The organism is Hypericibacter terrae (assembly GCF_008728855.1).
Classification (GTDB): Bacteria; Pseudomonadota; Alphaproteobacteria; order Dongiales; family Dongiaceae; genus Hypericibacter; species Hypericibacter terrae.
In genome coordinates this window covers 5,273,922-5,298,585 of record NZ_CP042906.1, presented here as the reverse complement: position 1 = coordinate 5,298,585, position 24,664 = coordinate 5,273,922, and the positions used below count along the sequence as shown (strand labels likewise).

The 24,664-nt window shown below is 66.7% G+C and carries 22 protein-coding genes; 12 read left to right on the top strand and 10 right to left on the bottom strand.

Annotated features, from left to right (window positions below):
- Positions 1-57 precede the first annotated feature (57 nt).
- From FRZ44_RS24205 to FRZ44_RS24195, 3 genes are all read right to left on the bottom strand, one after another.
- Positions 58-1,563, bottom strand: coding sequence for a GMC family oxidoreductase (locus FRZ44_RS24205; RefSeq protein WP_151179596.1), 1,506 nt, complete (start codon positions 1,561-1,563; stop codon positions 58-60).
- Between the two features lie 402 nt (positions 1,564-1,965).
- Positions 1,966-2,484, bottom strand: a complete 519-nt coding sequence (locus FRZ44_RS24200; RefSeq protein ID WP_151180446.1) for an RNA pyrophosphohydrolase — start codon at positions 2,482-2,484, stop codon at positions 1,966-1,968.
- 9 nt (positions 2,485-2,493) lie between these two features.
- Complete coding sequence (locus FRZ44_RS24195) at positions 2,494-3,618, bottom strand: divergent polysaccharide deacetylase family protein (RefSeq protein WP_151179595.1); 1,125 nt, start codon at positions 3,616-3,618, stop codon at positions 2,494-2,496.
- A gap of 76 nt (positions 3,619-3,694) precedes the next feature.
- On the opposite strand from FRZ44_RS24195, the gene FRZ44_RS24190 reads away from it, so the two are divergent.
- Complete coding sequence (locus tag FRZ44_RS24190; protein ID WP_151179594.1) at positions 3,695-4,039, top strand: hypothetical protein; 345 nt, start codon at positions 3,695-3,697, stop codon at positions 4,037-4,039.
- A 258-nt stretch (positions 4,040-4,297) separates the two neighbouring features.
- Here the strand turns inward: FRZ44_RS24190 and FRZ44_RS24185 are convergent, their stop codons facing one another.
- From FRZ44_RS24185 to FRZ44_RS24160, 6 genes are read right to left on the bottom strand one after another with little or no spacing between them, the layout of a single operon-like run.
- Complete coding sequence (locus FRZ44_RS24185) at positions 4,298-5,692, bottom strand: S41 family peptidase (RefSeq protein WP_151179593.1); 1,395 nt, start codon at positions 5,690-5,692, stop codon at positions 4,298-4,300.
- A 15-nt stretch (positions 5,693-5,707) separates the two neighbouring features.
- On the bottom strand, positions 5,708-6,940 hold the full coding sequence (locus FRZ44_RS24180) for a murein hydrolase activator EnvC family protein (protein WP_151179592.1): 1,233 nt from the start codon (positions 6,938-6,940) through the stop codon (positions 5,708-5,710).
- On the bottom strand, positions 6,937-8,550 hold the full coding sequence (gene gpmI / locus FRZ44_RS24175) for a 2,3-bisphosphoglycerate-independent phosphoglycerate mutase (protein ID WP_151179591.1): 1,614 nt from the start codon (positions 8,548-8,550) through the stop codon (positions 6,937-6,939). Before gpmI ends, FRZ44_RS24180 begins: the two co-directional genes overlap by 4 nt.
- Positions 8,551-8,593: 43 nt before the next feature.
- On the bottom strand, positions 8,594-9,223 hold the full coding sequence (locus tag FRZ44_RS24170) for a hypothetical protein (RefSeq protein WP_151179590.1): 630 nt from the start codon (positions 9,221-9,223) through the stop codon (positions 8,594-8,596).
- Between the two features lie 60 nt (positions 9,224-9,283).
- On the bottom strand, positions 9,284-9,751 hold the full coding sequence (rlmH, locus tag FRZ44_RS24165; protein WP_151179589.1) for a 23S rRNA (pseudouridine(1915)-N(3))-methyltransferase RlmH: 468 nt from the start codon (positions 9,749-9,751) through the stop codon (positions 9,284-9,286).
- Between the two features lie 13 nt (positions 9,752-9,764).
- A complete protein-coding gene (locus tag FRZ44_RS24160; protein WP_151179588.1) occupies positions 9,765-10,544 on the bottom strand; it encodes a phytanoyl-CoA dioxygenase family protein in 780 nt (259 codons plus the stop codon).
- A 266-nt stretch (positions 10,545-10,810) separates the two neighbouring features.
- On the opposite strand from FRZ44_RS24160, the gene FRZ44_RS24155 reads away from it, so the two are divergent.
- Both FRZ44_RS24155 and FRZ44_RS24150 read left to right on the top strand, forming a co-directional pair.
- Entirely contained in the window at positions 10,811-11,155 is a 345-nt protein-coding gene (locus FRZ44_RS24155; protein WP_225308427.1) for a cupredoxin domain-containing protein, read from the top strand.
- 114 nt (positions 11,156-11,269) lie between these two features.
- Positions 11,270-12,241, top strand: a complete 972-nt coding sequence (locus FRZ44_RS24150) for a GlxA family transcriptional regulator (RefSeq protein WP_151179586.1) — start codon at positions 11,270-11,272, stop codon at positions 12,239-12,241.
- 302 nt (positions 12,242-12,543) lie between these two features.
- On the opposite strand, the gene FRZ44_RS24145 is transcribed toward FRZ44_RS24150, so the two are convergent.
- On the bottom strand, positions 12,544-13,251 hold the full coding sequence (locus tag FRZ44_RS24145; protein WP_151179585.1) for a corrinoid protein: 708 nt from the start codon (positions 13,249-13,251) through the stop codon (positions 12,544-12,546).
- A gap of 327 nt (positions 13,252-13,578) precedes the next feature.
- Between FRZ44_RS24145 and hutH the strand changes: the two genes are divergently transcribed.
- The 9 genes from hutH (at position 13,579) to FRZ44_RS24100 (ending at position 24,658) form a co-directional block, all read left to right on the top strand.
- Positions 13,579-15,102, top strand: a complete 1,524-nt coding sequence (gene hutH / locus FRZ44_RS24140; RefSeq protein WP_151179584.1) for a histidine ammonia-lyase — start codon at positions 13,579-13,581, stop codon at positions 15,100-15,102.
- Positions 15,103-15,262: 160 nt separating this feature from the next.
- A complete protein-coding gene (gene speB / locus FRZ44_RS24135; protein WP_225308426.1) occupies positions 15,263-16,189 on the top strand; it encodes an agmatinase in 927 nt (308 codons plus the stop codon).
- A 76-nt stretch (positions 16,190-16,265) separates the two neighbouring features.
- The gene (locus tag FRZ44_RS24130; protein ID WP_151179583.1) at positions 16,266-19,727 is read left to right on the top strand and encodes an FAD-dependent oxidoreductase; all 3,462 of its coding nucleotides are present in this window, start codon (positions 16,266-16,268) and stop codon (positions 19,725-19,727) included.
- 214 nt (positions 19,728-19,941) lie between these two features.
- Positions 19,942-20,904: a hypothetical protein gene (locus FRZ44_RS24125; protein ID WP_151179582.1), complete on the top strand. Its 963-nt coding sequence runs from the start codon at positions 19,942-19,944 to the stop codon at positions 20,902-20,904.
- 129 nt (positions 20,905-21,033) lie between these two features.
- A complete protein-coding gene (locus tag FRZ44_RS24120) occupies positions 21,034-21,534 on the top strand; it encodes a hypothetical protein (RefSeq protein WP_151179581.1) in 501 nt (166 codons plus the stop codon).
- A complete protein-coding gene (locus FRZ44_RS24115; protein WP_151179580.1) occupies positions 21,531-22,028 on the top strand; it encodes a hypothetical protein in 498 nt (165 codons plus the stop codon). The genes FRZ44_RS24120 and FRZ44_RS24115 overlap by 4 nt, the downstream gene beginning before the upstream one ends.
- A 413-nt stretch (positions 22,029-22,441) precedes the next feature.
- Entirely contained in the window at positions 22,442-23,098 is a 657-nt protein-coding gene (locus FRZ44_RS24110; protein WP_151179579.1) for a DUF1638 domain-containing protein, read from the top strand.
- A 27-nt stretch (positions 23,099-23,125) separates the two neighbouring features.
- Positions 23,126-23,428, top strand: a complete 303-nt coding sequence (locus FRZ44_RS24105; protein ID WP_151179578.1) for a virulence factor — start codon at positions 23,126-23,128, stop codon at positions 23,426-23,428.
- A 318-nt stretch (positions 23,429-23,746) separates the two neighbouring features.
- Entirely contained in the window at positions 23,747-24,658 is a 912-nt protein-coding gene (locus FRZ44_RS24100; RefSeq protein WP_225308425.1) for a methylenetetrahydrofolate reductase, read from the top strand.
- Positions 24,659-24,664 lie beyond the last annotated feature (6 nt).

Sequence of the window (24,664 nt, the reverse complement as noted above, 5' to 3'; positions counted from 1 at the left end):
GCGAGTCCGGGCGGATCGGCAGGGCCCCCTCGGGCCCCCGGTCCGCCCCTTCCCTCTTCAGGTCAACCAGCTCGCGATCCGCTCGGCTACCAGCACCGTCGGGATGTTGGTATTGGCCCGCGGGATCCTCGGCATGATCGACGCGTCGGCGACATAGCCGTCGGCCAGCCCGTGCAGCCGGCCGCGCGCATCGACCACGGCCCCGGCCTTGGGATCGGCGCCCATGGCGCAGGTTCCGACCGGATGCCAGTAATGCACCACCTGCGAACGGATCCAGGCCTCGAGCTCCCGGCGACCGCCGCCGATCGGAGCCGCGATCGGAGCCCCCAGCAGAGACTTCAGGCTCGGCTGCGCGGCGATGCGGCCGACGATCTCGACGCCGTCCGCCAGCACCGCGAGATCGGCGCCCCCGGCGTCGCTCAGATGGCGATGATCGATCAGCGGTGACGCTGCCGGGTCCCGCGAGGCCAGGCGAACCTCGCCGCGCGAGCGCGGCAGGAGGCCCGCCGCATAGATCTGCCAGCGCCAGGCATCCGATCCGTCGGCCACGCGACCGCCCTCGGAGAAGAGATGGATGTCGAAGCTCTCGGCCGCGTGGCGTGAGCGCGCCTTGACGATAACGAGTTCCTCCGGCGTCCAATTGCCCCGCTCGAAGGCGGCACTGATCTCTTCGAGCGCCGGCGAGCCCGGAAAGGCGACCGCGATCGCCGGATGATCCTGGAGATTGCGGCCCACGCCCGGCAGCGCGTGCTCGACCGGGATGCCCAGGGGCTCGAGCGCGTCCGGATCGCCGATGCCCGAGCGCAGCAGGATCGCGGGCGATCCATAGGCGCCGGCGGTCAGGATGGTCCGGCGCGCCCGCACGATCGTCGCGACGCCATCGATGATCGCCTCGGCGCCGGCGACGCGGCCGCGCTCGATCAGCAGGCGGACGATCAAGGCGCCGCCCTGGATGGTCAGGCCCCGCCGGCCGCGCGCCGCGTCGAGATAGGCGAAGGCGGTGTTCCAGCGGATGCCGCGCTGGTTGTTGACCGGGCAGTAGGCGACGGCCTCGTCCTCGGTCAGATCGTTCATGTCGGCTGAGGCCGCGAAGCCGGCGGCGCGCGCCGCCTCGAAGACGGCGCGCTGATAAGGCGGAATCTCGCTGTCGGCATAGCGCCGGACCTTCAGACGGCGGTCGATCGCCTGCAGCAGCGGCTGTACTTCGCCGGCGCTCCAGCCGGGATTGCCGCTGTCGGCCCAGCCGTCATAGTCCCACTGCGTGCCCCAGACGGCGCTGCAGCCGTTATGCGCCGAACAGCCGGCGATGACGCGCGCGCGCTCATAGGCGACGCGCCGGCCCGGCAGGAACGGGCCGCTGTCATAGCCCCAGTCATGCGAAACCGGGAGACGGCGCGCATCGAGCAGCTCGCGCGGCCAGCGTCCGTCCCGCAACGGGCCGTAGTCGGGCCCGGCCTCGAGAAGAAGGATGCTGTCGCTCGATCGTTCGGCGATGAGTCCGGCAAGCGCGCATCCTGCGGTGCCGCCACCGAGGATGAGCGTGTCCACATGCGCTGGCATCATGCCGTGAGCCCCCTATAGACCTTCATGGTGCCGGGCTTCTCTCCCGCGCAAGGAGATGAACCGCCTCATTGAGGTGGCGCCCGATGAAGCGACCCTAGCGCCTTGATGTGCGAATTTGAACCCCATCAAAAGTTTGAGCCGATTCACCGTCAATTCCGTGGGGGTTGGTTAATGCGAAAGCGACCGCGGGCCATCGCGCGCCGGTTGCAGAAACCATGATGACGGCGCTGCCGGTGACGGCAACCGCCGGAACCCGCCAGAATCGTTGCGCGGCCCGATGGCGGCGGTCCTGCCAGCGTTAAGACGGACGCGCCGGCGCCATGTTCATTGGTCCGTCGACCAATGTTTCTGCTCTCGAAAGATGTATGCCGAAATGAAAGCCCGCGCGATCGAGCCCGCCGATCAACCGATGGCGGACGCGATCAAAGGACGGAACTCGTCGACCAGCTGCTGATAGAGCTGGCGCTTGAAGGGAACGATCAGCGCCGGCAGGTCGATCATCGGCGCCCATCGCCAGTTGGAAAATTCCGGATGATCGTGGCTCGTGATGTCGATGTCGCGATCGGTTCCGGTGAAGTGGAAGGCAAACCATTTCTGGCGCTGACCGCGAAACCGCCCGCGCCACAGCCGCGTCGCCAGGTCGCGCGGCAGATCGTAGGTGAGCCAGTCGCGGCTCTCCGCCAGGAGCTCGGCGCGGTTGGTGCCGATCTCTTCCAGCATTTCGCGCCAGGCGGCCTCGAGCGGCGTCTCGCCTTTGTCGATCCCGCCCTGCGGCATTTGCCAGGCATCGCTCGGCATGTCGATGCGCTGCGCGACGAAGACCGAGCCTTCGTCGTTCAGCAGCATGATCCCGACGCCGGGACGGTAGGGCAGTGTCGCGACGGATTCGCCGGGACGCGTATTGTCGTTCTCGGAATCCATGACCATGGCCTATTGCGCACCGGTCTTGGCCAGGGCCGAAGCCGGCGCCAGCGCCAGCCCCTTGACCTCGAGGCTCTTGGCCCAGGCCGCGACCCGCTCGATCGTCACCGGATAGCCCTGGGCCAGGCCCAGGGCAAAGCCTTTTTCGCGCGCGGTGCGCTCGAGCTGCTGCAGTCGTCCGTCGATCGAGACGCGGGTCGCCTCGGCATCGATGAAGCGGGTGTTGTAGGTCCAGGGGAGATCGACGCTGGCCGCGACCTCGCTGATGACGCTGGTGGGACCGGAGCGGTTGTCGACATAGAGGTAACCCTTCTCCGCGAGGCGCGTCAGGATCGGCCGGATCAGCCGCGCATTCGCCTGGAAGCGCGAACCCATATTGGCGACCAGCCCGATCATCTGATTGCTGCGGGCCAGCACCCAGTCGAGGCGCTTCAGATTCTCCGCCGGCGACAGGCTGGCAAGCAGGGCCTGCGGTCCCGGATCGTCGGCCGGGTAGTTCAGCGGCTCCATCGGCAGCTCGATCAGCACCTCATGGCCAGCCGCCCGCGCCTTGGCGATCCAATCCTCCAGATCGCCGGAATAGGGGCTGAATCCGAGCGTGATCTCGGGCGGCAGCTGATCGATCGCCGCCTGCGTCTGGGTGGCGGTGAGCCCGAGCCCGCTGATCACCAGAGACACGCGCGGGCGCGGATCGTCCACCGGGAAGGGGCGCGAATTCCGCTTCCAGGGCGGCTCGCCGCCATTGCTGGCGGCCGGTGCCGCGGCGCTGGCGGTCTGCGTGGTCTCGGTCGCCGCGGGCGCGGTGACCGCCGAGGCGGTCGCGGCCGAGCCGAGCGAGGCTCCCGGCGACGCGGTGGCGGCTGTGGGTGGGGTCGCTTCTGCCGTCGCCGCCGCCGCGGTGGACTCGGCCGTGGCCGCCAAGCTCGGGGCCGCTGCGGCGGGCGGTGGCGGTTTCAGCCGCGGGAGCGGGATCGCCGGGGCGAGCAGGGCGGTTTCCGCAGCGGGTTCGGATTCGGCGACCGGCGTTGGCGGCGGCACCATCGCCTCGGCGGTGGTCGGCAGGGCTGGCTCGGCGGTCGCGGTCGAAGCGGCCGGCGTCTCGGTCGTGGCGGGGGCCTCCGCCGCACCGGTCATCTCGGCCGTCGAGGGGGCCGGCGGAGGAACGGCGGTCGTTGTCGCGGGAGCCTCGGCCGTCCCTGAGGGCGCGGCGATGCTGCTCTCCGTTGCCCCCGTCGTTTCGATCGCCGCGGTCGAGGGCGGCGGCGGGGGCTCCGGACTCACCGTCGTTTCGGTCGAGGCGATCGAGGGCGCCGGGGGAGGCTCGGCGCTCGCCGTCGTTTCGGTTGTCGCGGATGAGGGCGGCGGCGGGGGTTCCGGGCTCACCGTCGTCTCGGTCGTGGCGGCCGAGGGCGGCGGCTCGGGGGTCGCCATGGTCTCGGTCGTGGCCGGCGCCGGCGCCGTGGGGACGCTGGTGCCGTCGCCCGTGTCGGCGACGGCGGGCGCTGGCTCCGTCGTGGCGGTTTCGGCCGGCTTCGCGGCCTCGTCGGGAATCTGAACCGCGATCGCGGGCGGTTGCTCGGTGAGATCCTGGAGCTTGTGGGTCTGCTGGAGCCAGACGGCGCCGCCCGCCGCTCCGAGCAGAATCAGGCCGGCCAGCAGAACGAGGAAACGCCCGGCCCTTCGCGGCCGGGGTTTGCTGTTCCTGTCTGGCGTTGGCGTCACCACCGTCTTGCCGACCCGCTCGAGACCATGACGCAGCGAAGGCGCGATGTTCGAAGGATCGCGCGCTTCGCTGTCGTCATGAAGGACCGCCTCAGTTGGCCTTCTGCGCCTGGATCAGCGCCAGCCCGCGCAGAAGATCGAGCGCGCGGCCCAGCTGATAATCCTGGGCGGCGTCGCCAAGCTCCGGCGTGGGCGGTGGCGTCTGAGCCGGGGCCGTCCCCGGCGTCGTCGTGGTCGCGGGTGCTGCCGGCGTCGAACCGGACGAGCTGCCGCCGCCGGCCGGCGGCGTCTGATTCTGGTCCTGGTTCTGATTCTGGTTCTGGCCCTGGTCGGGCTTCAACCCGTCATTGTTCAAGGCGCCGCGCAGCTCGGACTCGTGATGCTCCGGCTGATCGGCAATGACCTCGAGCTTGGCCTGCTTCACCTCGATGTCGGGCGAGATGCCGGTGCCCTGGATCGAGCGGCCCGACGGCGTGTAGTAGCGCGCCGTGGTCAGGCGGATCGCCCCATGGCCCGGCAGCGGGATGATGGTCTGGACCGATCCCTTGCCGAAGGAGGTGGTGCCCATGATGATCGCGCGGCGATGATCCTGCAGCGCACCGGCCACGATCTCCGAGGCCGAGGCCGAGCCGCTGTTGATCAGCACCACCATCGGCAAGCCGTTGGTGATGTCGCCCGGCGTGGCGTTGAACCGCTGCGCCGCCTTGGGATCGCGACCGCGGGTCGAGACGATCTCGCCCTGGTCGATGAAGTCGTCCGATACGGCGATCGCCTGATCGAGCAACCCGCCCGGATTGTTGCGCAGGTCGAGCACCAGGCCCTGCAGCTTGCCGTTGGCCTGCTGCTTGAGCTTGTCGATCGCGGCCTTGAGGCCGACATCGGTCTGCTCGCTGAAGCTGGTGATGCGGACATAGCCGATCGTGCCTTCGAGACGCGAACGCACGGACTGGATCTTGATGACCGCGCGCTTGAGCGTGACGTCGAAGGGATCGCCCTGGCCGCGCTGGATCGTCAGCTTGATCGGCGAGTCCACCGGCCCGCGCATCTTGTCGACCGCCTGCGACAGCGACAGGCCCATGACCGGCTCGCCGTCGATCGCGACGATGAAGTCGCCCGGCTGCAGCCCGGCCTTGAAGGCGGGGGTGTCGTCGATCGGGGAGACGACGCGCACCACGCCGTTCTCCATCGTGACCTCGATGCCGAGGCCGCCGAACTCGCCCTTGGTCTGGACCTGCATATCCTCGAAGCTTTGCGGGTCCATATAGCTCGAATGGGGATCGAGGGAGCTCAACATGCCGTTGATCGCCGCCTCGACGAGTGCCTTGTCGCTGACCTCCTCAACGTAAGAGGAGCGCACCCGCTCGAACACGTCGCCGAAGAGATTGAGCTGGCGATAAGTCTCGGATGTGTCGTCCGAGCCAGCGGGAACCGTGTAGAGACAGACGGCGATTGCCGCTGCCGCTGCCATGCGCAGGGTGCGTGTCATACGGGTTTTATCCATCTAGTTGTCGCGGATGCCCAGCCACGGCGCGGGGTCGATCGGTTGTCCACCACGCCGCAGCTCCACATAGAGTTTCGGGCCGCCGCTTGCGACGGGACCCATCTGACCGACTGGTTCGCCTTCCTTGACCCATTGACCGAGGGTGACGTCGATTCGGCCCAGGCCGGCGAGCAGACTATGGTATCCGCCCGCATGTTCTATGATCAAGATTGCGCCATAACCTCGAAACGGCCCCTTAAAAACCACCTGGCCATCGAAAGGGGCCACCACCTGGGCCTCGCTTCGTGTCCGAAATGTAACACCCTGGCTCTTGCCGCCGGTTTCGAGGGTATCGCCGAAGCCCGCCAGGACCGTCCCCGCCGCCGGAAGGGCGATGGCGCTGGGCGGGTCGGGGAAGGGGCGCCGGCTGGCCGGACCGGGCAGCGCCGCCAGCTGGGTCTCGCCGGGCGACGGGGTGGCGCCGGCACCCGCAGCGACGTCGGGCTTGGCGGGGGGCGTGAGGGTCGCCAGCCGGGCCAGCAGATCGCGCAGGTCCTTGGCCTCTCCCGCCAGCTTTTCCACACGCTTGCTGGCGGCGGCCTGCTCGGCCCCGGTCTTGGTGGCGAGCGCCTGGCGCGCGGCGACCATCTTGGCGATGTCGCGGTTTTCATCGGCGAGACTGGCGCTTTCGTCCTCCAGCGCCGTCTTGCGCTGGGCGATCTCCTGCTTCAGCCGGCCGAGCTCGGCCAATGAGCTGCGCAGGTCGCTCATCCGGGTCTTGAGCGCCGGAAGGGCGCTTCCCAGCAGCAAGGCCCCCCGCAGCCGGTCGAGCGGCCGATCCGCGCCGATCAGGAGAGCGGCCGGCGGCTGCAAGGCGAGCCAGCCCAGCGCGGCAAGGCTGGCATCCATCTGTTTGCGCCGTCCCGCCAGCTCGGCTTCCTTGGTGTCGAGACTTTCCTCCAGGGTGGCCAGCGTCCCCGCGATCTCGTCGAGACCGGTCTCGAGATCCTGGGCGCGCCTGGCGGCGGCGACCATCCGGTCCTGGAGGGCCGCGATCTCCCCGGCGATCTTGGTCTGCTGCGCCTGCAGGGCCTCGATGCGGTCGCGGTCGCGCTGGAGCTGCTGCTCGACCTGCTTCAACTGGTCCTGATCCTGCGCCTCGGTTTCCTGGGCCCGGCCCGGGCAGGCCGGTGCCGCCGTCAAGACCGTCAGCAGGAGAACCAGGGGCCAACGCGGGAAGCCGGATCTCGTCACTCGCCGACGCGCCGCTCCGTGCCGGCCCGGACCGCCGCCTGCGGCTGGGCGTGACGAATGAGCGAGCGGCCGGTCATCTCGGCCGGCGGCGTGAGCCCCATCACCTGAAGCAGGGTGGGCGCCACATCCGCAAGCCGGCCATCGGCCAGCGCCGTGGCATCGGCCGGTCCGTTCACCAGCATCGCCGGCACGCGGTTGAGCGTGTGGGCGGTGTGCGGCTGGCCGGTCGTCTCGTCGAACATCACCTCGGCGTTGCCGTGATCGGCCGTGATCAACATCGTGCCGCCGCTGCGCGTCAACGCGTCCGTGAGCCGGCCGATGCAGCGATCGACCGCCTCGACCGCCTTGATCGCGGCGTCGAGCTTGCCGGTATGACCGACCATGTCGGTGTTGGCGTAATTGACCACGATGAAATCATATTTGCCGCTGTCGATCGCCGCGACCAGCTTGTCGGTCACTTCATAGGCCGACATCTCGGGCTGGAGGTCGTAGGTCTGGACCTTGGGCGACGGCACCAGGATGCGGTCCTCGCCCGGGAATACCGTCTCCTCGCCGCCATTGAAGAAAAACGTCACATGCGCGTATTTCTCGGTCTCGGCGATGCGCAGCTGCGTCATGCTGGCCTTGGAGACCAGCTCGCCGATGCTGTTGCTCACGGTCTGGGCCGGGAACAAGGCCGGCAGCAGCTTGTTGAGCGCATCCGAATATTCGACCAGGCCGGCAGCGGCGGCGAAACTCACGCGCCGGCGGCGCGCGAAACCGTCGAAGGCGGGGTCCAGCAACGCATGCAGGATCTCGCGCGCCCGATCGGCGCGGAAATTGCCCATCAGCACGCCGTCGCCATCCTTCATGCCGGCATAGTCGCCGATCACGGTCGGCAGCACGAACTCGTCGGTCGCCTTGCGCTCATAGCTCTGCGCCACCGCCGCGTCGGCACTGCCTGCATGCTCGCCCTGCGCCGCGACCATCGCGTCATAGGCCTTCTCGATGCGGTCCCACCGCTTGTCCCGGTCCATCGCATAGAAGCGGCCGCCGATTGTGGCGGTGGCGATGGCGGCACCGCTTTTCAGCGATTTCTGGAATTCGGCGAGATAGGCGCGGGCACTCGAGGGCGGCGTGTCGCGCCCGTCGAGAAAAGCGTGGATCGCGACCTTGACGCCCTGGCCGGCGACGATGTTGGCGAGCGCTGCGATATGGGCCTGGTGGCTGTGCACGCCGCCGGGCGACACCAGCCCCATGAGATGGCAGACGCCGCCGCTTTTCTTGAGTTTCCCCGCGAATTCGAGCAGCACCTGATTCTTGGCGAGCGAGCCGTCGCTCACGGCCTGGTCGATGCGCGGCAGGTCCTGCATGACGACGCGCCCGCCGCCGATATTCATATGGCCGACTTCGGAATTGCCCATCTGGCCCAGCGGCAGCCCGACCGCGCTCTCCGAGGCGTCGAGAAAGGAGATCGGCGAGATCTTGGCGAGACGATCGAGGTTGGGCGTGTTGGCCTGCCAGATCGCATTGTCCGGCTGGGCCGGATCGGGCCGGTGTCCCCAGCCATCCAGGATGCAAAGCAGCACGGGGCGCGGACGGGCGGGCTTGGCGCGGGCGTTGTCGGTCATTGCTGGAGAAATCTGTCCTTCTCGAACGTCGGCATTGCGCCTCTCACTGCCCGGGCGCCTTGACCCGGCGCAGGGTCAGGGTCCGATCCCACAGATCTCCCGTGTCGCCCAGGAGAAAGGCGCGGATCGCATCGGACTCTGCCGTTATATGGGCCGTCGCCGCGCCGGTGGCATCCTTTTCGCCCGCCAGTTTTCCGCTCTCGATCGCCTTTTTGACCGTTTCCTCGCGCATCAGATTCACCGTCAGCACGCCGTCGAGCGAGATGTCGTAGGCGACGAAGAAATAGGGTTGCCCCGCGATCTTGGCGCAGTCCTCGACCGGACCCACCAGGTTGATGAAATGATGCTTCTGGACCCGGCTGAGATGGCCGCAGTAGCGGTCGACCGAGCCGCTCTTGTCCTTCTCGAAGCCGACCGCGATCACTTCAACCCCGCCCGGCACGCCGTCCTTGGGTTGAAACACATGGACGAAGATCGGGCCGTCGTCGCCGGTGGCGCCCCAGGTGCCCAGGATTTCGGGGTCGATGCCGTCGGGGCCGGGCGGCGCGATCGGGTTCTTGGAATCGACCAGGCAGCCGGCCAGCAGCAGCGCCAGGCCGATCCCCAGCCAGCGCGCCGCATGCCAGGGGCTCCGCCGGCGCGGCGCGGTGTCCAGATCCGGGTTCACGGCCATCGGCAATCCCCTGTGGGTGTACCCCTGAAGGCGCGATCGAGCCAGCAAATTACGGAGTTTTTAGGGCCGGTGATAGGGGTGGCCGGCAAGGATCTGCTGGGCCCGGTAAAGCTGCTCCATCAGCATGCCCCGCACCATGAGATGGGGCCAGGTCATGGCGCCGAGCGCCAGCTTGAACTGCGCGGCCTCGAGCACAGCGCCGCCGTGGCCGGCGGCGCCCCCGATCAGGAAGGCGATCCGGTTCCGTCCTTCGTCGCGCCATTTGCCGATCCGCCGCGCGAAAGGTTCGCTGCCCAGATTCTGGCCGTTCTCGTCGAGCGCCACCAGGACCAGCCCCGCGCGGTCGCGAGGCAAGGTCGCCAGCAGGAGCTCGGCCTCGCGGGCCCTGAGCTGCGCGTCCGGCAGAGCGCGTTTCTCCTCGACCTCCTTGAGCTCGACCGGCCAGGTCAGGCGTTGGCGATAGTCCTCGTAGAGATCGCGCGTCGGTCCTGCCTTCCAGCGGCCAACGGCACCGATCAGGATTCGCATCGCGGGCGAGGGCTCAGTAGCCGTCGGGATTATGCGGATACCATCCCAGCAGGCGGCCATGACCCTGGTAACCCATCAGCCGCCGGATCTTCTCGGGATAGGAATCGGCCACCTCGCGCGGGATCGACAGATAATGGTTCTCCTCCTGCCGCAGCCAGCCGAGGCTGTAGGTGTTGACCAGCCCCATGCGTGCCTTGTTGGTCCGGTTGGCGCCGCCGCCATGCCAGACCGAGCCCAGATAGACCAGGGCGGACCCCTTCGGCATCACCGCCTGCACGCTGTCCGATTCCAGCGGCAGGCGCGGCTCTTTCCAGTTGTGGCTGCCCGGGATCACATGCGTGCCGCCATTCTCGAGGGTGAACTCGTCGAGCGCCCAATTCACGCTGACCTGCCATTCGACGCCGGGCATGCGGATCGGATAGATGCCGTCGTCGCGATGCAGCCGCTGCGGCGCTTCGCCCGGCCAGATCTCGATGCCGGTGCAGCTGCCGATGCGGTAGTTGATACAATGGGGCAGCAGAATGGCGTCGGCGATCTCGAGAATCCGCGCATGGCCGATGAGATCGGCCGAGCGGCGGGATCGCTTCAGGATGCTGGAGATGCGCAAGGTCTTGTAGCCGTTGAAGTCGCTTTGGGCCGCCTTGCCGATGCGATCGAAATGCGGCCGGAGCTCGGCCGCGACCTCGTCGGCCAGGTCGTGCGCGACCTGATTGCGCAGGATAACGGCACCATCCTGCCGGAGGGCGGCGATCAGATCGGGCAGGGCGGCCAAGGGATCGAAGGTTTTCAGCATCAGTTTTGGAGCTTTCGCCAAGAGAGGAAGCCAGTTTAGCGGAATCGGGCCGGCGCGGGCATCCCACCGCCACCGGACGCCCGCGACCATCGATCAGAGACGCAAGGATGCTATGGGCGGATCGAGGCTCGCCAAGGTAATCTCATGGCCAAATTTGCGGCCTCAGGGAAGCGCCGGCTAGGAGAGCGGCACGAATGGTGAGACGATTGGCGCTGTCGGCAGTTCTGGCCGCAATCTGCCTGTTGGGCGGACCGAGCAGTTGCGGCTTGTTCGGTCCCGCCCACGGCCGGCCGGATTCGCAAGCCGACGCCGTCATCGATATGAGCTTCCACAACTACAAGCCCTCGACGCTGACGATCTATGCCGGCCAGACCGTCGAATGGCGGAATATCTCGCTCGTACCCCACTCGGTCACTAACGATCCCGCGCTTGCGCTCTACACCCAGGATGCGCGGCGCCCGGACGGTGTAGCCCCCTTCAATTCGGGCAAAGTGAAAGCGGGCGATATCATCCTGTTCCGGTTCCCGACGCCCGGCGTCTATCGCTATTTCTGCATCTATCATGAGAAGCAGCGCATGGTGGGCGAGATCACGGTCCTGCCGCCACCTTGAGTGTCCCTGGTTAGGCTCTTGTCCAAAATCCGACATCCTTTATAATTTTCCGACATAGGCGTCCGGGCTCATTTCGCGTCTCACCCCCGTCCGCCGACCGGGGAATCCGTCTCCATGTTTCATCGCAAGCCTGCGAGCCTGCCGGAGCGGGTGGGATTCTTCCTGGTGCCGCAATTCGCGATGCTGAGTTTCGCTTCGGCGCTCGAGCCCTTGCGCAGCGCCAATCGCCTCTCCGGCCGCGCGCTCTATAGCTGGCACATCCTCAGCAAGGATGGGGCGCCGGTGCTGGCCTCGAACGGCATTCCGGTGGTGCCCGAGGCCGGGATCGAGCAAGCGCCGGCGCTGGACGCGCTGGTGGTCTGTGCGGGGATCGACGCGCATCTTTATGAGGACCGTGCCGTCTTCGCCTGGCTGCGCCGCATGGCGCGCCGGCCGATCGAGATCGGCGCGATCTCGCTCGGGCCCTATGTGCTGGCGCGCGCCGGCCTGCTCGACGGTTACCGCTGCACGCTTCATTGGGAAAATCTCTCGGGTTTCACCGAAGCCTTTCCCGAGCTCGAGGTGACCTCGGAGCTGTTCGAGATCGATCGCGACCGCTTCACCTGCTCGGGCGGCATCGCCGGGCTCGATCTGATGCTGCAGCTGATCGGCCGGCAGCATGGGCCCGAGCTTGCGACCGCGGTCTCCGAGCAGTTCCTCCATGACCGCATTCGCGACCGCCATGACCGCCAGCGCATGGCGCTGCCCGCGCGCCTCGGCGTGCGCCATCCCAAGCTCCTCGCCGTGGTCAAGCGCATGGAGGAAACGCTGGAGGAGCCGGTCTCCTGCGCCGAGCTCGCGCGCGGGGTGAAGCTCTCCGGCCGCCAGCTCGAGCGTCTGTTCCGGAAATATCTGGGCCGCACGCCGACGCGCTATTACCTCGACCTGCGCCTCAAGCATGCGCGCCTCCTGCTGCTTCAGACCGACATGTCGGTGCTCGACGTGGCGCTGGCGGCGGGCTTCGTCTCCGCCTCGCATTTCTCGAAATGCTATCGCGAGCAGTTCGGCAAGACGCCGCGCGACGAGCGCGGGAGCGAAAGGGCGTGAGTGCTTTCCTCGCCCCCCGGGCCGGCTACGCCGGCAAGCCAAAAAAGGTATGTGGGCGAAGCCCGCGCGGGTGAGGGACGCGCAGGGTTAGTCGGAGCGGAGACTTACCCAGAGCTGGGCGAGGGGCTGGTGCAGAAAGGGGCGATGGTGTTTGCAACATCGCGTCCGTTATCGAGAACCCCCTCACCTTTATCCTCTCCCCAAGGGGGAGAGGAAAGACTTTGAAGAAGGTATCTCAGCCCAAACAAAAACGCGGCCCGTTTCGGGGCCGCGTTTTCATTCAAGCCTCAGTCGACGGTTCGTTAGGCGCGCTTGGCGGCGAAGGCCGAGCCCTGGCGCTTGGCCATGAAGGCCTTGGCGGTCTCGACGGCCACGGCCGCGTCGCGGCAATAGGCGTCGGCGCCGATCGAATTGGCGAAGGCTTCGTTCAGCGGCGCGCCGCCGACCAGCACGACATAGTCGTTGCGGATGCCCTTCTCGATCAGCGCGTCGATCACGACCTTCATGTAGGGCATGGTCGTGGTGAGCAGCGCCGACATGCCGATGATGTCGGGCTTATGCTCTTCGATCGCGTTGAGATAATTCTCGACCGGATTGTTGATGCCGAGATTGATGACCTCGAAGCCGGCGCCTTCCATCATCATGGCGACCAGATTCTTGCCGATATCGTGAATGTCGCCCTTGACCGTGCCGATGATCATCTTGCCGATCTTGGGCGCACCCGTTTCCGCCAGCAGCGGGCGCAGGATGAACATCCCGGCCTTCATCGCGTTGGCGGCGAGGAGCACTTCCGGCACGAACAGGATGCCGTCGCGGAAATCGACGCCGACGATGCGCATGCCTTCGACCAGGGCCTTGGTCAGCACGTCGTAAGGGGTCCATTTGCGCCCGAGCAGGATGTTGACCCCCGCTTCGATCTCTTCCTTGAGACCGTCATAGAGGTCGTCCTGCATCTGCTGGACCAGCTCGTCGTCGCTGAGCGAGCTAAGGTCGAGTTCGTCGTCGGCCATGTTCATGCTCCCGAAGGGTGCGTTTGATGCGGCCGGCCGAAAGTGGCTTAAGGACCGGCAGCCGCAGAGTTTTCCAGGCCAGGAGACTAGTCAAGAAGGGTCGGAACACCCCTACCGGGGCGACATCAAATGGCGGGTCGGCGACAGGCCTGTGAATCGTCGCGTCCCCTAGAGGGCGGCGGCACCCTAGCACGGCTCAATGTCGGTCTGTCGCAACACCCTGTCGCAGTTCTATGGGCGGGCGCCCTGGGCGGTGATATCACTCGGGGCGAACCCGCTCGAACCGGCTCTAGGGCCTTCCGCCCGTCATCCGCAGGATCAATCCTCATGCCCCCGACCTTCACGCTCCGCGCCGGCCATCTGACCCTCGCCGATCTCCGGCGCTTGGAAGCGGGCGGCGTCGCGGTGGCGCTGGATCCGGCGGCGCACCAGGCGATCGACGCTTCGGTCGAGACCGTGCGCGCCGTCATCCGCGAGAATCGCACCGTCTATGGCGTCAACACCGGCTTCGGCAGCCTGGCGCGCACGCGCATCGCCGATGCGGAGCTGGCCGAGCTGCAGCGCCGGCTGGTGCTGAGCCACGCCGCGGGAACAGGTCCTGCGCTGTCGGATCGGGTGGTGCGGCTGGTCCTGCTGCTGAAGGCGAATGGTCTTGCGCGCGGCCATTCGGGCGTTCGACGCGAGGCGATCGAGATGCTGCTCACGCTCTATGGGGCGGAGGCGCTGCCGGTCATTCCCGCCAAGGGTTCGGTCGGCGCCTCGGGCGATCTGGCGCCGCTGGCCCATATGACGGCCGCGATGATCGGTCAGGGCGAGATCAAGCTGGCCGGCGAGGTCATGCCGGCCGAGGCGGCGCTCGCGGCGCTGGCGTTGAAGCCCCTGGCGCTCGAGGCCAAGGAAGGGCTGGCGCTGCTGAACGGCACGCAGGTGTCGACTGCGCTGGCCGCTGCCGCCTTGCTGGACGCCGAGCGCCTGTTCCAGGCGGCGCTGGTCTCGGGCTCGCTCTGTGTCGATGCCGCGGCCGGCAGCGATGTACCCTTCGATCCGCGCATCCAGGCGGTGCGCGGCCAGCTTGGCCAGATCGAGGTGGCGAAGCTCTATCGCACCATCCTTTCCAGCAGCGAGATCCGCCAGTCGCACATCGATTGCGACCGGGTGCAGGATCCCTACAGCCTGCGCTGCCAGCCGCAGGTGATGGGGGCCGCTCTCGACATGCTTCGCTTCGCGGCCGGCGTGGTCGAGCGCGAGATGAATGCGGTCTCCGACAATCCGCTGGTCTTCGCCGACAAGGGCGAGATCCTCTCGGGCGGCAATTTCCACGCCGAGCCGGTGGCAATGGCGGCCGACGCGGCGGCGATCGCACTCTCGGAAATCGGCTCGATCGCGGAGCGGCGCATCGCGCTGCTGACGGATTCGCGGATGAGCGGGCTGCCGGCCTTCCTGGTGCCGGAACCGGGCCTCAATTCGGGCTTCATGATCGCCCATGTCACCGCGGCGGCGCTGGCGAGCGAGAACAAGGGACTGTCGCATCCGGCCTCGGTCGACAGCCTGCCGACCTCGGCCAACCAGGAGGACCATGTCAGCATGGCGACCTGGGGCGCCCGCCGCCTCCACGACATCGCCGACAATGTGACCGCGATCGTCGCGATCGAGCTCCTGGCGGCAGCGCAGGGCGTCGAGCTGCGCCGGCCGCTCAAGACCAGCCCGACGCTGGAGCCGGTCATGGCCGCGATCCGGAAGAAGGCCGCCTTCTGGGACCAGGACCGGGCCATGGCGCCCGACATCGAGGCGGTGAAGGGGCTGATCGAGCGGGGCGCTTTCCGCGAGGCCTCGGGATTCAGCCTGTTCTAGCCTGGATTCCTGCGCCCACTGTCTTTATCTCATAGAAACTGCGTAAATATTCAGGAACCACAGTAAATATGGGGCCAAATAGGCCTTTGACGGCGTGCCCGTTTCCGCTAGAAAACGGGGCCGCCGGTCATCGAGGCACCCTGGGCCAGGACGGCCGGCGGTGTCGCATCAGGTCCCGAATGAGATGAAGCCGACCTTCTCCACGCGCCCGAGTTTTCTCGGGGTCGCCAACGAGTCCCCGACCGCCGACTATGTGGTCGCCGGGATTCCGTTCGATATCGGCACCTCGCATCGCGCCGGCGCGCGCTTCGGCCCGATGGCGATCCGCGCCATCAGCCGCATGCTGGTCGACGGGGCCAATACCGGCAATTGGCAGAATCCGCAGAAGCTCGACATCGCCGATATCGGCGACTTCGATATCGCGCTCGGCGATACCGAGAAGAGCCTGGCGCTGATCGAGGCGCAGGCGGCGAAGATCGGCCACCTGATCGCGCTCGGCGGCGACCACGCCATCGCGCTGCCGCTGCTGCGGGCCGCCTCGAAGCGCCATGGCGGGCCGCTGGGGCTGGTGCATTTCGACGCGCATGTCGACACTTGGCCCGACACGTTCGGGCAGGCCTATGGCCACGGCTCCTGCTTCTTTCACGCGATCAACGAGGGCATCGTCGATCCCACGCGCATGATCCAGATCGGCATCCGCTCGCCGCTCGGCCGCGATGTCTATGACTGGACCATCGGCAAGGGCGTGCGGATCATCTCCGCCGAAGAAGCCCATGAGATGGGTCCTGCCCATGTCGCCGAGGCGATCATCGAGCGGACCGGCAAGGGCAAGAGCTATCTGACCTTCGACATCGACGGCATCGATCCGAGCCAGGCGCCCGGCACCGGCACGCCCGAGATCGGCGGCCTCACCACGCTCGAAGTTCGTGCGATCCTCATGCGCCTGGCGCCGGTGGATTTCATCGGCATGGATATCGTCGAAGTCTCGCCGCCCTATGACGTCGCCGAGATCACGGCACTGGCCGGCGCCACCGTGGCCTGGCTCTATCTCAGCCTCCAGGCGCAGAAGCGCGGCATCGGCCCCTGAGCCGTCCACCCCTCCCCTACCTCCTCCCGCCAGGGGAGGGGGCGTTGAGTTTTCGAATACGGATTTGCGACAGACGATGACCGACCTCCGCCTCGCTCACGACCTCGGCTTCGAGGATCTCTATCGCCCGGAAGGGCTGGCCCGGATCGACCGGCTTTTCCTGGAAAGCCTCGACGCCGATTTGCGCGCGCAGCTCGAGGCGGGGCGCGCGGCGCCGGCCTCGGTCGTCGCCAAGGCGGAGTCCGAGTTGCTGCTGGCGGTGGCGCCGCATCTGGAAGACTTCCTGGCCAAGCTCTTCGGTATCGAGGCCGAGGTTCGAGCCTTGGCCGCGCGCCACAACAAGCTGGCGCCGCTCTTCACCTGCAAGCGCTTGTTCGTTCAGCGCCGCGCGCTCAAGGGCGCCAAGCCGGAAGAGCTGGCGAGCCTCGACGCCGACGCGCTGCTGACGGAGCTGGGCCTCGCGATCTCGCCCTTCGACGAGCTCGCCTTCGCCAACGCGGTGCAAGGCTGGCAGGCCGACGAGGCGGCGAATGCCGGGAAGCTCGAGAAGGCCGCGCGCTATGCCGCCTGGGCCACGCTGACCGAGGCCGGCAAGGCGCGCCACCGCAAGGGCGTACTCTTCAAGCAGCCGCGCAAGCTCGATCATCTAAATCTGGTGCCGCTGCATGTGGCCGAGCATCATCCGGCCCATGCGCTGGAGCTGGGGGCCGCCGGCCATCACCGCCATCGCGAGGGCTTCGCCCTCACCGACAAGGGCACCGACCTCACCGGCGCGCTCGACCAGGCCAACTACTGCATCTTCTGCCACAACCAGGGCAAGGACAGCTGCTCGAAGGGCCTGAAGGAGAAGGACGGGACGTTCAAGAAGAGCCCGTTCAGCGTGACGCTGGCCGGCTGCCCGCTCGAAGAGAAGATCTCGGAGATGCATACGCTCAAGGCCGATGGTGTCGCCTTGGGTGCGCTGGCCATGGCCGTGACCGACAATCCGATGATCGCCGGCACCGGGCATCGCATCTGCAACGACTGCATGAAGGCCTGCATCTATCAGAAGCAGGAGCCGGTCGACATTCCGCAGGTCGAGACCCGCACGCTGAAGGACGTGCTCGATCTGCCCTGGGGCTTCGAGATCTACAGCCTGATGACGCGCTGGAACCCGCTCAATCTGCGGGTGCCGGTCGCCAAGCCGCCGTCCGGCCGCAAGGTGCTGGTGGCGGGGCTGGGGCCGGCGGGGTTCACGCTCTCGCACCATCTCATGAACCAGGGTCATCTCGTCGTCGCGGTGGACGGGCTCAAGATCGAGCCGCTGCCGGCCGAGATCTCCGGCGTCGACGCCAAGGGCGCGCGGGTGCCGTTCAAGCCGGTGCGCGACGTGACGACGCTCTATGAATCGCTCGACGCCCGGGTGATGGCGGGCTTCGGCGGCGTCGCCGAATACGGCATCACGGTGCGTTGGGACAAGAATTTCCTGAAGCTGATCCGCCTGCTGCTGGAGCGGCGCGCGAATTTCGCGATGCATGGCGGCGTGCGCTTCGGCGGCACCGTCACGCTCGACCAGGCCTTCGAGATGGGCTTCGACCATGTGGCGCTGGCGCTGGGCGCCGGCAAGCCCACCATCCTCGACATGCCGAACGGGCTGGCGCCCGGCGTGCGCCAGGCTTCGGACTTCCTGATGGCGCTGCAGCTGACCGGCGCCGCGCGCGCGGAATCGATCGCCAATCTCCAGATCCGCCTGCCGGTCGTCGTGATCGGCGGCGGCTTGACGGCGATCGACACAGCGACCGAGGCGCTCGCCTATTATCCGGTGCAGGTGGAGAAGTTCCTCCAGCGCTATGAGACGCTGGCGGCCGAGCGCGGCGAGGCCGAGGTCCGGCGCGCCTGGCTGCCGCGGGAGGCCGAGACCGCGGACGAGTTCATCGCCCATGGCCGCGCCATCCGCGCCGAACGCGAGGCAGCCAAACGCGAGGGCCGTCAACCGAACCTGACCAGGCTGATCGACGGCTGGGGCGGCGTCACCCTCGCCTATCGCCGCCGCCTGATCGATTCACCGAGCTACACGCTCAATCACGAGGAAGTCGAGAAGGCGCTCGAGGAGGGCATCCGCTTCGGCGAGAACCTGTCGCCCAGCGAGATCGTGGTCGATGCCAACGGCCTGACCCAAGCCATCCGTTTCAAGCGCGGCGAGGGCGACGAGGTCGAGCTGCCGGCGCGCGCCGTGCTGGTCGCAGCCGGCACCAAGCCCAACACCGTGCTGGCGCGCGAGGATCACGACAATTTCGGCGTCGACGGCTCCTACTTCCAGGCGGTCGATGAGGAGGGTGCCCCGGCGCGCCCCGAACGGCTGGCGAAGCCCTCGGCGGTGCGCGTGCTGCAGCAGCTTCGCCCCGACGGCCGCGCCGTCAGCTTCTTCGGCGATCTCCATCCCTCCTTCGCCGGCAATGTGGTCAAGGCCATGGCCTCGGCCAAGCAGGGCTGGCCGGTGGTGGATGCGATGCTGGCGAAGCTGCCGGCGGCGAAGGCCGGCGACGAAGCGAAGTTTCTGGCCGCGATCAACCGCCGGCTCCGCGCGGTGGTGCATACGGTCAACCGCCTGACGCCGACCATCATCGAAGTCGTCGTTGCGGCGCCGCAGGCGGCCGGCAATTTCGAGCCGGGCGAGTTCTATCGGCTGCAGAATTATGAGGCCAATGCCTACCGGGTCGACGGCACGCTCCTGGCCATGGAAGGCATCGCGCTGACCGGCGCCTGGGTCGACAAGGAGAACGGCCTGGTCGGCCTGATCGCGCTCGAGATGGGCGGCTCGTCGGATCTCTGCATGATGATGAAGCCGGGCGAGCCGGTGATCCTGATGGGACCGACGGGCCATCCGACCGAGACGCCGGCCGACGAGACCGTGCTCCTGGTGGGCGGCGGGCTCGGCAACGCCGTGCTGTTCTCGATCGGCCGCGCGCTGCGCGCCGTCGGCTCGCGCGTGCTCTATTTCGCCGGCTACAAGAAGCTCATCGACCGCTACAAGATCGACGACATCAAGGCCGCGGCCGATGTCGTGGTCTGGTGCTCCGACGAGGCGCCGGGCTTCGAGCCCGACCGGCCGCAGGACCGCGCCTTCGTCGGCAACATCGTCGCCGCCATGACGGCCTATGGCGAGGGCAAGCTCGGCGAGCCCAGCATCCATCTGCGCGACGTGGACCGCATCATCGCGATCGGCTCGGACGGGATGATGGCGGCCGTGGGCCGCGCCCGCCATACGGTGCTGAAGCCCTTCCTCAAGCCCTCCCATCATGCGGTCGCGTCGATCAACTCGCCGATGCAATGCATGATGAAGGAGATCTGCGCCCAGTGCCTCCAGACCCATATCGATCCCTCGACCGGCGATCGCTATGCGGTCTTCACCTGCTTCAACCAGGACCAGCCGATCGACCAGGTCGACTTCAAGGGCCTGCGCGAGCGGCTGACGCAGAACGGCACGCAGGAGAAGCTGACGGCGCTCTGGATCGACCGCTGCCTCAAGCGCCTCTCGCTGCGCGCCGCGGCGGAGTAGGGCGGGGCGGCGGGGAGCTGGCCGCCTTCGCCTGCCCCGCCTTTCGCCGCGGGTTTTCCTCCCTTCGATCATGCAAGCGCTGCGATTGCAGGCGAGGCTGCCTGCAACCCGGGATATTTAGTGCGCTTCTAATGTTCCTATTTTGTTCTTGACAATTCTGCACTGAAAGTGGTATTCTATTTCTATTTAACAACTGACAGGGAGCCCTTCATCGATGGCCAAACCCCGCGATCCGTCGAGCCTGCCGGAGGGCCAGAGCTACAGCCTGCTCGGCAATGGGGGCCCCCAGCCGAACCCGCGTCCCGCGCCGAGAACACCGCAGGGTCTGCTGTCTTATATCGAAGCGCTCCATCGCGAGGCCAACGACAACCCGCCGCCTTCCGCGCCCCGTCATGCGCCGATGCTGGCGCGGACTCCAGTGCAGACGCCGGCTTCGACATCGCTCGACGAGGCGCATCGTGCCGAGAACCGCTGGCCGGTGATCGACGCTGGCAAGGCGAATGAAAGTACCCGACGTCAGAGCCCTATCGGGAACAGTCCGGCTTTGTTTCCGATCGAAGCAAACCCGAAGGCTGATGGTAGTGCCCCAAGCCATCGTTGGTCTGGGCTGGGTGCAAAGCTTGTCAAGAAACATGATCAGGTGATCGAAGAGGAAGCGGCGCGTGAAGGAGTCGATCCCGATCTTCTGCGGGCGATCATGTATGTTGAGGTTTCGCAGGGATGCTACGGCTATCCACCCGAAAAACGGGAATGGATCGATGCTCATCTGCCCGAGCCCATGATGAACTTGATGCAACCTGCATTGGATTTGGTGTTGCCTCAAGCCGATTCGATCTTGCCGATGAATGTGAAACGTTCGCTATGGGGAGGCCTGCTCAATGACGGCGAGACCTATAGCCGGCGATATGTTGAGGCAGGGCGCGACAAAGGTGTGGTGATCGACCAAGCGCGCGACGTTTTCGACGACCCACGACTCAATATTCGTGCTGGAGCGATCCTGCTGAAACGCATCCAGGATCGACTTGCCGATCCAAGCATTCGCAACATCGTGACACTCTACAACGGACTCGGACAACGCGCCGTCACCAACTATGGCGCTCAAGTCGAGAGGGCCTATCAGAGTCGAGAATGGAATCGTCCGCCATTTCAGGGAAAGGGGATCCCCGGGCGGCGTTGAAACTCAAGACGCAATGTTGATTCCGCGCGCCAATAACATCGAGAGTTTGCGCTGAGCCGCAGGGGTTAAGGCACCATGGAAACACTTTGCCCAACTGCTCTTTGCTTGTCCCGAGCGGGATTTGTCACGGTGTTACTGCTGATTGCACCCATGATCCCGCTAACACTGCTCGGAATTTTCCTGGTTCGAGGCCATCAGCGTAGGCTCGCTTTGGTGGCTGTCGTCGGCGCGTCTTTTGCTGCCTCCTCGATAGCTCTGCTTTCACCAAGCTGGGCAGCCATCACCCTCCCTCTGCCGATATGCCTTTTAGCCACCGCACTGATCATCGCATCAGATCGACGACCAGGCTTGCTCGAACCGAAAGCGATTGCGCGCTTACTTGCAATCGTCGGCGTCGCGGTTCCCTTTCTGCCGATAATGCTTCTTGTAATGGCGACGACTGGCAATCCGTGGGACGAGCTGTGCGGCTCCGGAGATTCGGCTTGCCTCTTGGATCCTTCCATCTGGGCCAAGCTGGTGCTCGGTGTCTGGACGACCATTGTCACAACCGTCGGCGTTCTGGCCCTTCTGTCGTGGGAGCTTTGCTTGCTGATGAAGGGACGGTCGATGAATGCCGTGGCCGTCCCATGACGCCGGCCGCGTTCCTGGTCCTGCTCGCAACGTTTCTGCCGGTCACCGGGCTTTGCCTCGTGGGTCCACGACTCCGTCTGATCCTTCTGATCGTCGCGTCATTTCCCGGTTTTGGAGTTTGGCTCTCCTTCATGACACGCACAGGGCTGTTCCAGCTGGCCGGTGCCGCCATTGCGATCCTCGTGGCACTGGGGTTAGCGTTGACAGAGTCGCGCCTGACGCACGAGCAGCGGCGCATGGCTTGGATCGGCTCGGCTCTGCTGCTGGGTCTTCTTGCCTGGCCGGCACTATGGACGGTCTTGGCCATTCTCGACCGCCCCAGCGACTATCTGAATTGCGATTCCCCGACCGCGTGTCGCGTCGAACTCCATTCGCTTGTCACCTTTGTGTTGAGCTACTGGAGCATTCTCGCCAGCGCTATTTTCGGCAGCTTCGGCGAGCTGCTGTTGATTTTGGCGCTCTTACGGCGCCGCATCCGGATGGCCCCGTCATGACCCCGCCGGGACGCGGCCACGTCCGTGGCGGGCCTTGTCGCACTTCCTTCGCGCCGGCGACGTTGGTGTTGGGTTTGCTGGCATTGCCCCCGCAATCCAGCGTTGGTCGCAGGTGCTTTTCTCGGCTATAGCGCGCTTCCTATCGTTCCCCTGGCACTCTTCCGGCATTCATAAATTTTGTGGTTTGAGGCATCTGGCGCCGGCAAGGGGATGCCGGCTCGGCCGGCATGCCACCCATCGCTTAACTCTTGCCGATCATCGACATCGCTGTCGCCATGGCAGCAACCACCGTCGCCAGCCGCTTAGTGGCAGGCAAGACCGGCGCTTAGCCTGATCCTCGGAAGGCATGGCGCTCCTGCCGCGTGATGCCCATATGATGGGAACCCAGCAGCCTGAAACCCTTAGCGACAGACATGGACAAGGCCCCCACCACCCTGATCATTGCCTGCGGCGCGCTGGCGCGCGAGATCCTGGCTGTGATCGAGCAGGCGGGCTGGACCAACCTGTCGATCACCTGCCTGCCCGCCATCTGGCACAACCGGCCCGAGCGCATCCCCGAGGGCGTGCGGCAGAAGATCCGCGAGAACCGCGACCGCTATGACCGGCTGCTGGTGCTCTATGGCGATTGCGGCTCGGGCGGCGAGCTCGACCGTGTGCTCGAGGAAGAAGGCGGGGTCGAGCGCATCGCGGGGCCCCATTGCTACGATTTCTATGCCGGCCCGGCGAACTTCGCGGCCATGCACGAGGCCGAGCTCGGCACCTTCTATCTGACCGACTATCTCGTGCGGCAGTTCGACAAGCTCATCATCGAAGGGCTCGGGATCGACCGGCATCCGGAGCTGCGCGACGCCTATTTCGGCAATTACAAGAAGCTGATCTATCTGGCGCAGATCGACGATTCGGCGCTCGACGCCAAGGCCGAGAAGGCCGCCGCCCGTCTCGGGCTCGCCTATGAGCGCCGCTTCACCGGCTATGGCGATCTCAAGACATTCCTCGATGGCTGGCAGGCGACCCCCGCCGGGACCGCCCCGGTGGTCCCGGTCGCCGCCGCCCCCGCCAAATCCCACTAACCTCGCCTCTCCAGGAGTTCCGTTCCGATGCCCCAGATCACCGTCGTCTATTGGCGCGACATCCCGGCCCAGGTCATCGCCAAGGCCGGCCGCACCACCGCCAAGCGCGTCCTCAATGAGCGCTTCGAGAAGGCGATCGACCGGGCGGCGATGCGGGCCAATCTGCGCGACACGGACTCCTATCTCGCGGAATGGCGCCGGGCCGATCCGATCGAATGCGGCGCCGATCTGGAGGCCGAGGCGGCCGCGGTCGCGGCCCGGCTCGAGGCCGAGTTCCCCGAAGAGCGGCTGACGGCCTTCGTCATGGCCGGGGGCAAGACGCCGGCCTGACGGCCGGCCCCGGGTTCGCCCATTTGCGTCATTCGGCCGCCGGCGCAAGCCGGCGCCCAGGGGCTCCCCGGCGTTAACCCCGCCGACCCGAACTTGGCCAAAGGCCCGGAAAAACCGGCCCTGGAGCGGCGTTTGGCGGTCGGCCCGCCGGCCCGCCGGCAAGGGCCGCCACCCGCCCGGACCCATGTCGTTTTCGGGCCGATGAATGGCGTTGTCCGGCGCGTCTCCGGGGGCCGCCGGGAGGATTGTCAGGGCGCCCGCCGGCGGGGCGGAAACCCGATTTTCCCGGCCGGTAACACGCAGCAGGACATGAGGCCCATGGCGACCGCGTCCCAGATCATCGCGCTCACCCGCGACTATTCCATCGAGACCACGCCCGGCACCGCGGCCAAGGTCGAGAGCTTCAAGGCTCTGCTGCCGGCCGGGACCTGCGTCAATGTCACCTTCCTGCCGGGCACCGACTACAACGACACGGTTGCGACCGCGCGGCGCCTGAGGGATGACGGGATGGTGCCGGTGCCGCATATCGCGGCGCGCTCGATCCCGACGCAGGCCGCGCTCGAGACCTATCTCGGCCGGCTGCGCGACGAGGCCGGGGTCACCCAGGCGCTCGTCATCGGCGGCGGCCTCAAGAAGCCGCTCGGCGTTTTCGATGCCGCGATCCAGCTGCTGGAAACCGGCCTCTTCGAAAAGCATGGCATCCGCAAGATCGGCGTCGCCGGCCATCCCGAAGGCACCCCCGACATCGCCCCCGACGAGGTCAAGCGCCATACCCTGGCGAAGGCGAAATGGGCGGCCGATCGCGGCCTTTCGATGTATCTCGTGACCCAGTTCTGCTTCGAGGCCGATCCGGTCATGGCCTGGATGAAGTGGCTCGCCGACAATGGCGTCGCCTTGCCGGTGCGCATCGGCGTGCCCGGCCCCGCCAGCATCAAGACGCTGCTGCGCTTTGCCCAGGAATGCGGCATCGGCCCCTCGATGCGCGTCATCACGCGCCAGGCCGCCAATATCGCGAAGCTCCTGACCGTGCAGACGCCGGACGAGCTGATGGCCGGCCTCGCCGAGTTCAAGGCGCAGGATACGGCCGGGCGCCTCGACGGCATCCATCTCTATCCCTTCGGCGGCTTTGCCAAGACCTGCAACTGGTTCAACGCGGTCAAAGCCGGCCATTTCGCGCTCGATCGCAGCGGCACCGGATTCTCACTGGTCGAAACCGCGGTCGCCTCTTAAATTCCT

What these genes read in the sequence shown, in the direction of transcription:
- FRZ44_RS24205 (WP_151179596.1), bottom strand. Translation starts at nt 1,563, where the DNA reads ATGATGCCAGCGCATGTGGACACGCTCATCCTCGGTGGCGGCACCGCA.
- FRZ44_RS24200 (WP_151180446.1), bottom strand. Translation starts at nt 2,484, where the DNA reads ATGGATTCCGAGAACGACAATACGCGTCCCGGCGAATCCGTCGCGACA.
- FRZ44_RS24195 (WP_151179595.1), bottom strand. Translation starts at nt 3,618, where the DNA reads ATGACCGGTGCGGCGGAGGCCCCCGCCACGACCGAGACGCCGGCCGCT.
- FRZ44_RS24190 (WP_151179594.1), top strand. Translation starts at nt 3,695, where the DNA reads ATGCTGCTCTCCGTTGCCCCCGTCGTTTCGATCGCCGCGGTCGAGGGC.
- FRZ44_RS24185 (WP_151179593.1), bottom strand. Translation starts at nt 5,692, where the DNA reads ATGACACGCACCCTGCGCATGGCAGCGGCAGCGGCAATCGCCGTCTGT.
- gpmI (WP_151179591.1), bottom strand. Translation starts at nt 8,550, where the DNA reads ATGACCGACAACGCCCGCGCCAAGCCCGCCCGTCCGCGCCCCGTGCTG.
- FRZ44_RS24170 (WP_151179590.1), bottom strand. Translation starts at nt 9,223, where the DNA reads ATGGCCGTGAACCCGGATCTGGACACCGCGCCGCGCCGGCGGAGCCCC.
- rlmH (WP_151179589.1), bottom strand. Translation starts at nt 9,751, where the DNA reads ATGCGAATCCTGATCGGTGCCGTTGGCCGCTGGAAGGCAGGACCGACG.
- FRZ44_RS24160 (WP_151179588.1), bottom strand. Translation starts at nt 10,544, where the DNA reads ATGCTGAAAACCTTCGATCCCTTGGCCGCCCTGCCCGATCTGATCGCC.
- FRZ44_RS24150 (WP_151179586.1), top strand. Translation starts at nt 11,270, where the DNA reads ATGTTTCATCGCAAGCCTGCGAGCCTGCCGGAGCGGGTGGGATTCTTC.
- FRZ44_RS24145 (WP_151179585.1), bottom strand. Translation starts at nt 13,251, where the DNA reads ATGGCCGACGACGAACTCGACCTTAGCTCGCTCAGCGACGACGAGCTG.
- hutH (WP_151179584.1), top strand. Translation starts at nt 13,579, where the DNA reads ATGCCCCCGACCTTCACGCTCCGCGCCGGCCATCTGACCCTCGCCGAT.
- FRZ44_RS24130 (WP_151179583.1), top strand. Translation starts at nt 16,266, where the DNA reads ATGACCGACCTCCGCCTCGCTCACGACCTCGGCTTCGAGGATCTCTAT.
- FRZ44_RS24125 (WP_151179582.1), top strand. Translation starts at nt 19,942, where the DNA reads ATGGCCAAACCCCGCGATCCGTCGAGCCTGCCGGAGGGCCAGAGCTAC.
- FRZ44_RS24115 (WP_151179580.1), top strand. Translation starts at nt 21,531, where the DNA reads ATGACGCCGGCCGCGTTCCTGGTCCTGCTCGCAACGTTTCTGCCGGTC.
- FRZ44_RS24110 (WP_151179579.1), top strand. Translation starts at nt 22,442, where the DNA reads ATGGACAAGGCCCCCACCACCCTGATCATTGCCTGCGGCGCGCTGGCG.
- FRZ44_RS24105 (WP_151179578.1), top strand. Translation starts at nt 23,126, where the DNA reads ATGCCCCAGATCACCGTCGTCTATTGGCGCGACATCCCGGCCCAGGTC.
- FRZ44_RS24100 (WP_225308425.1), top strand. Translation starts at nt 23,747, where the DNA reads ATGGCGACCGCGTCCCAGATCATCGCGCTCACCCGCGACTATTCCATC.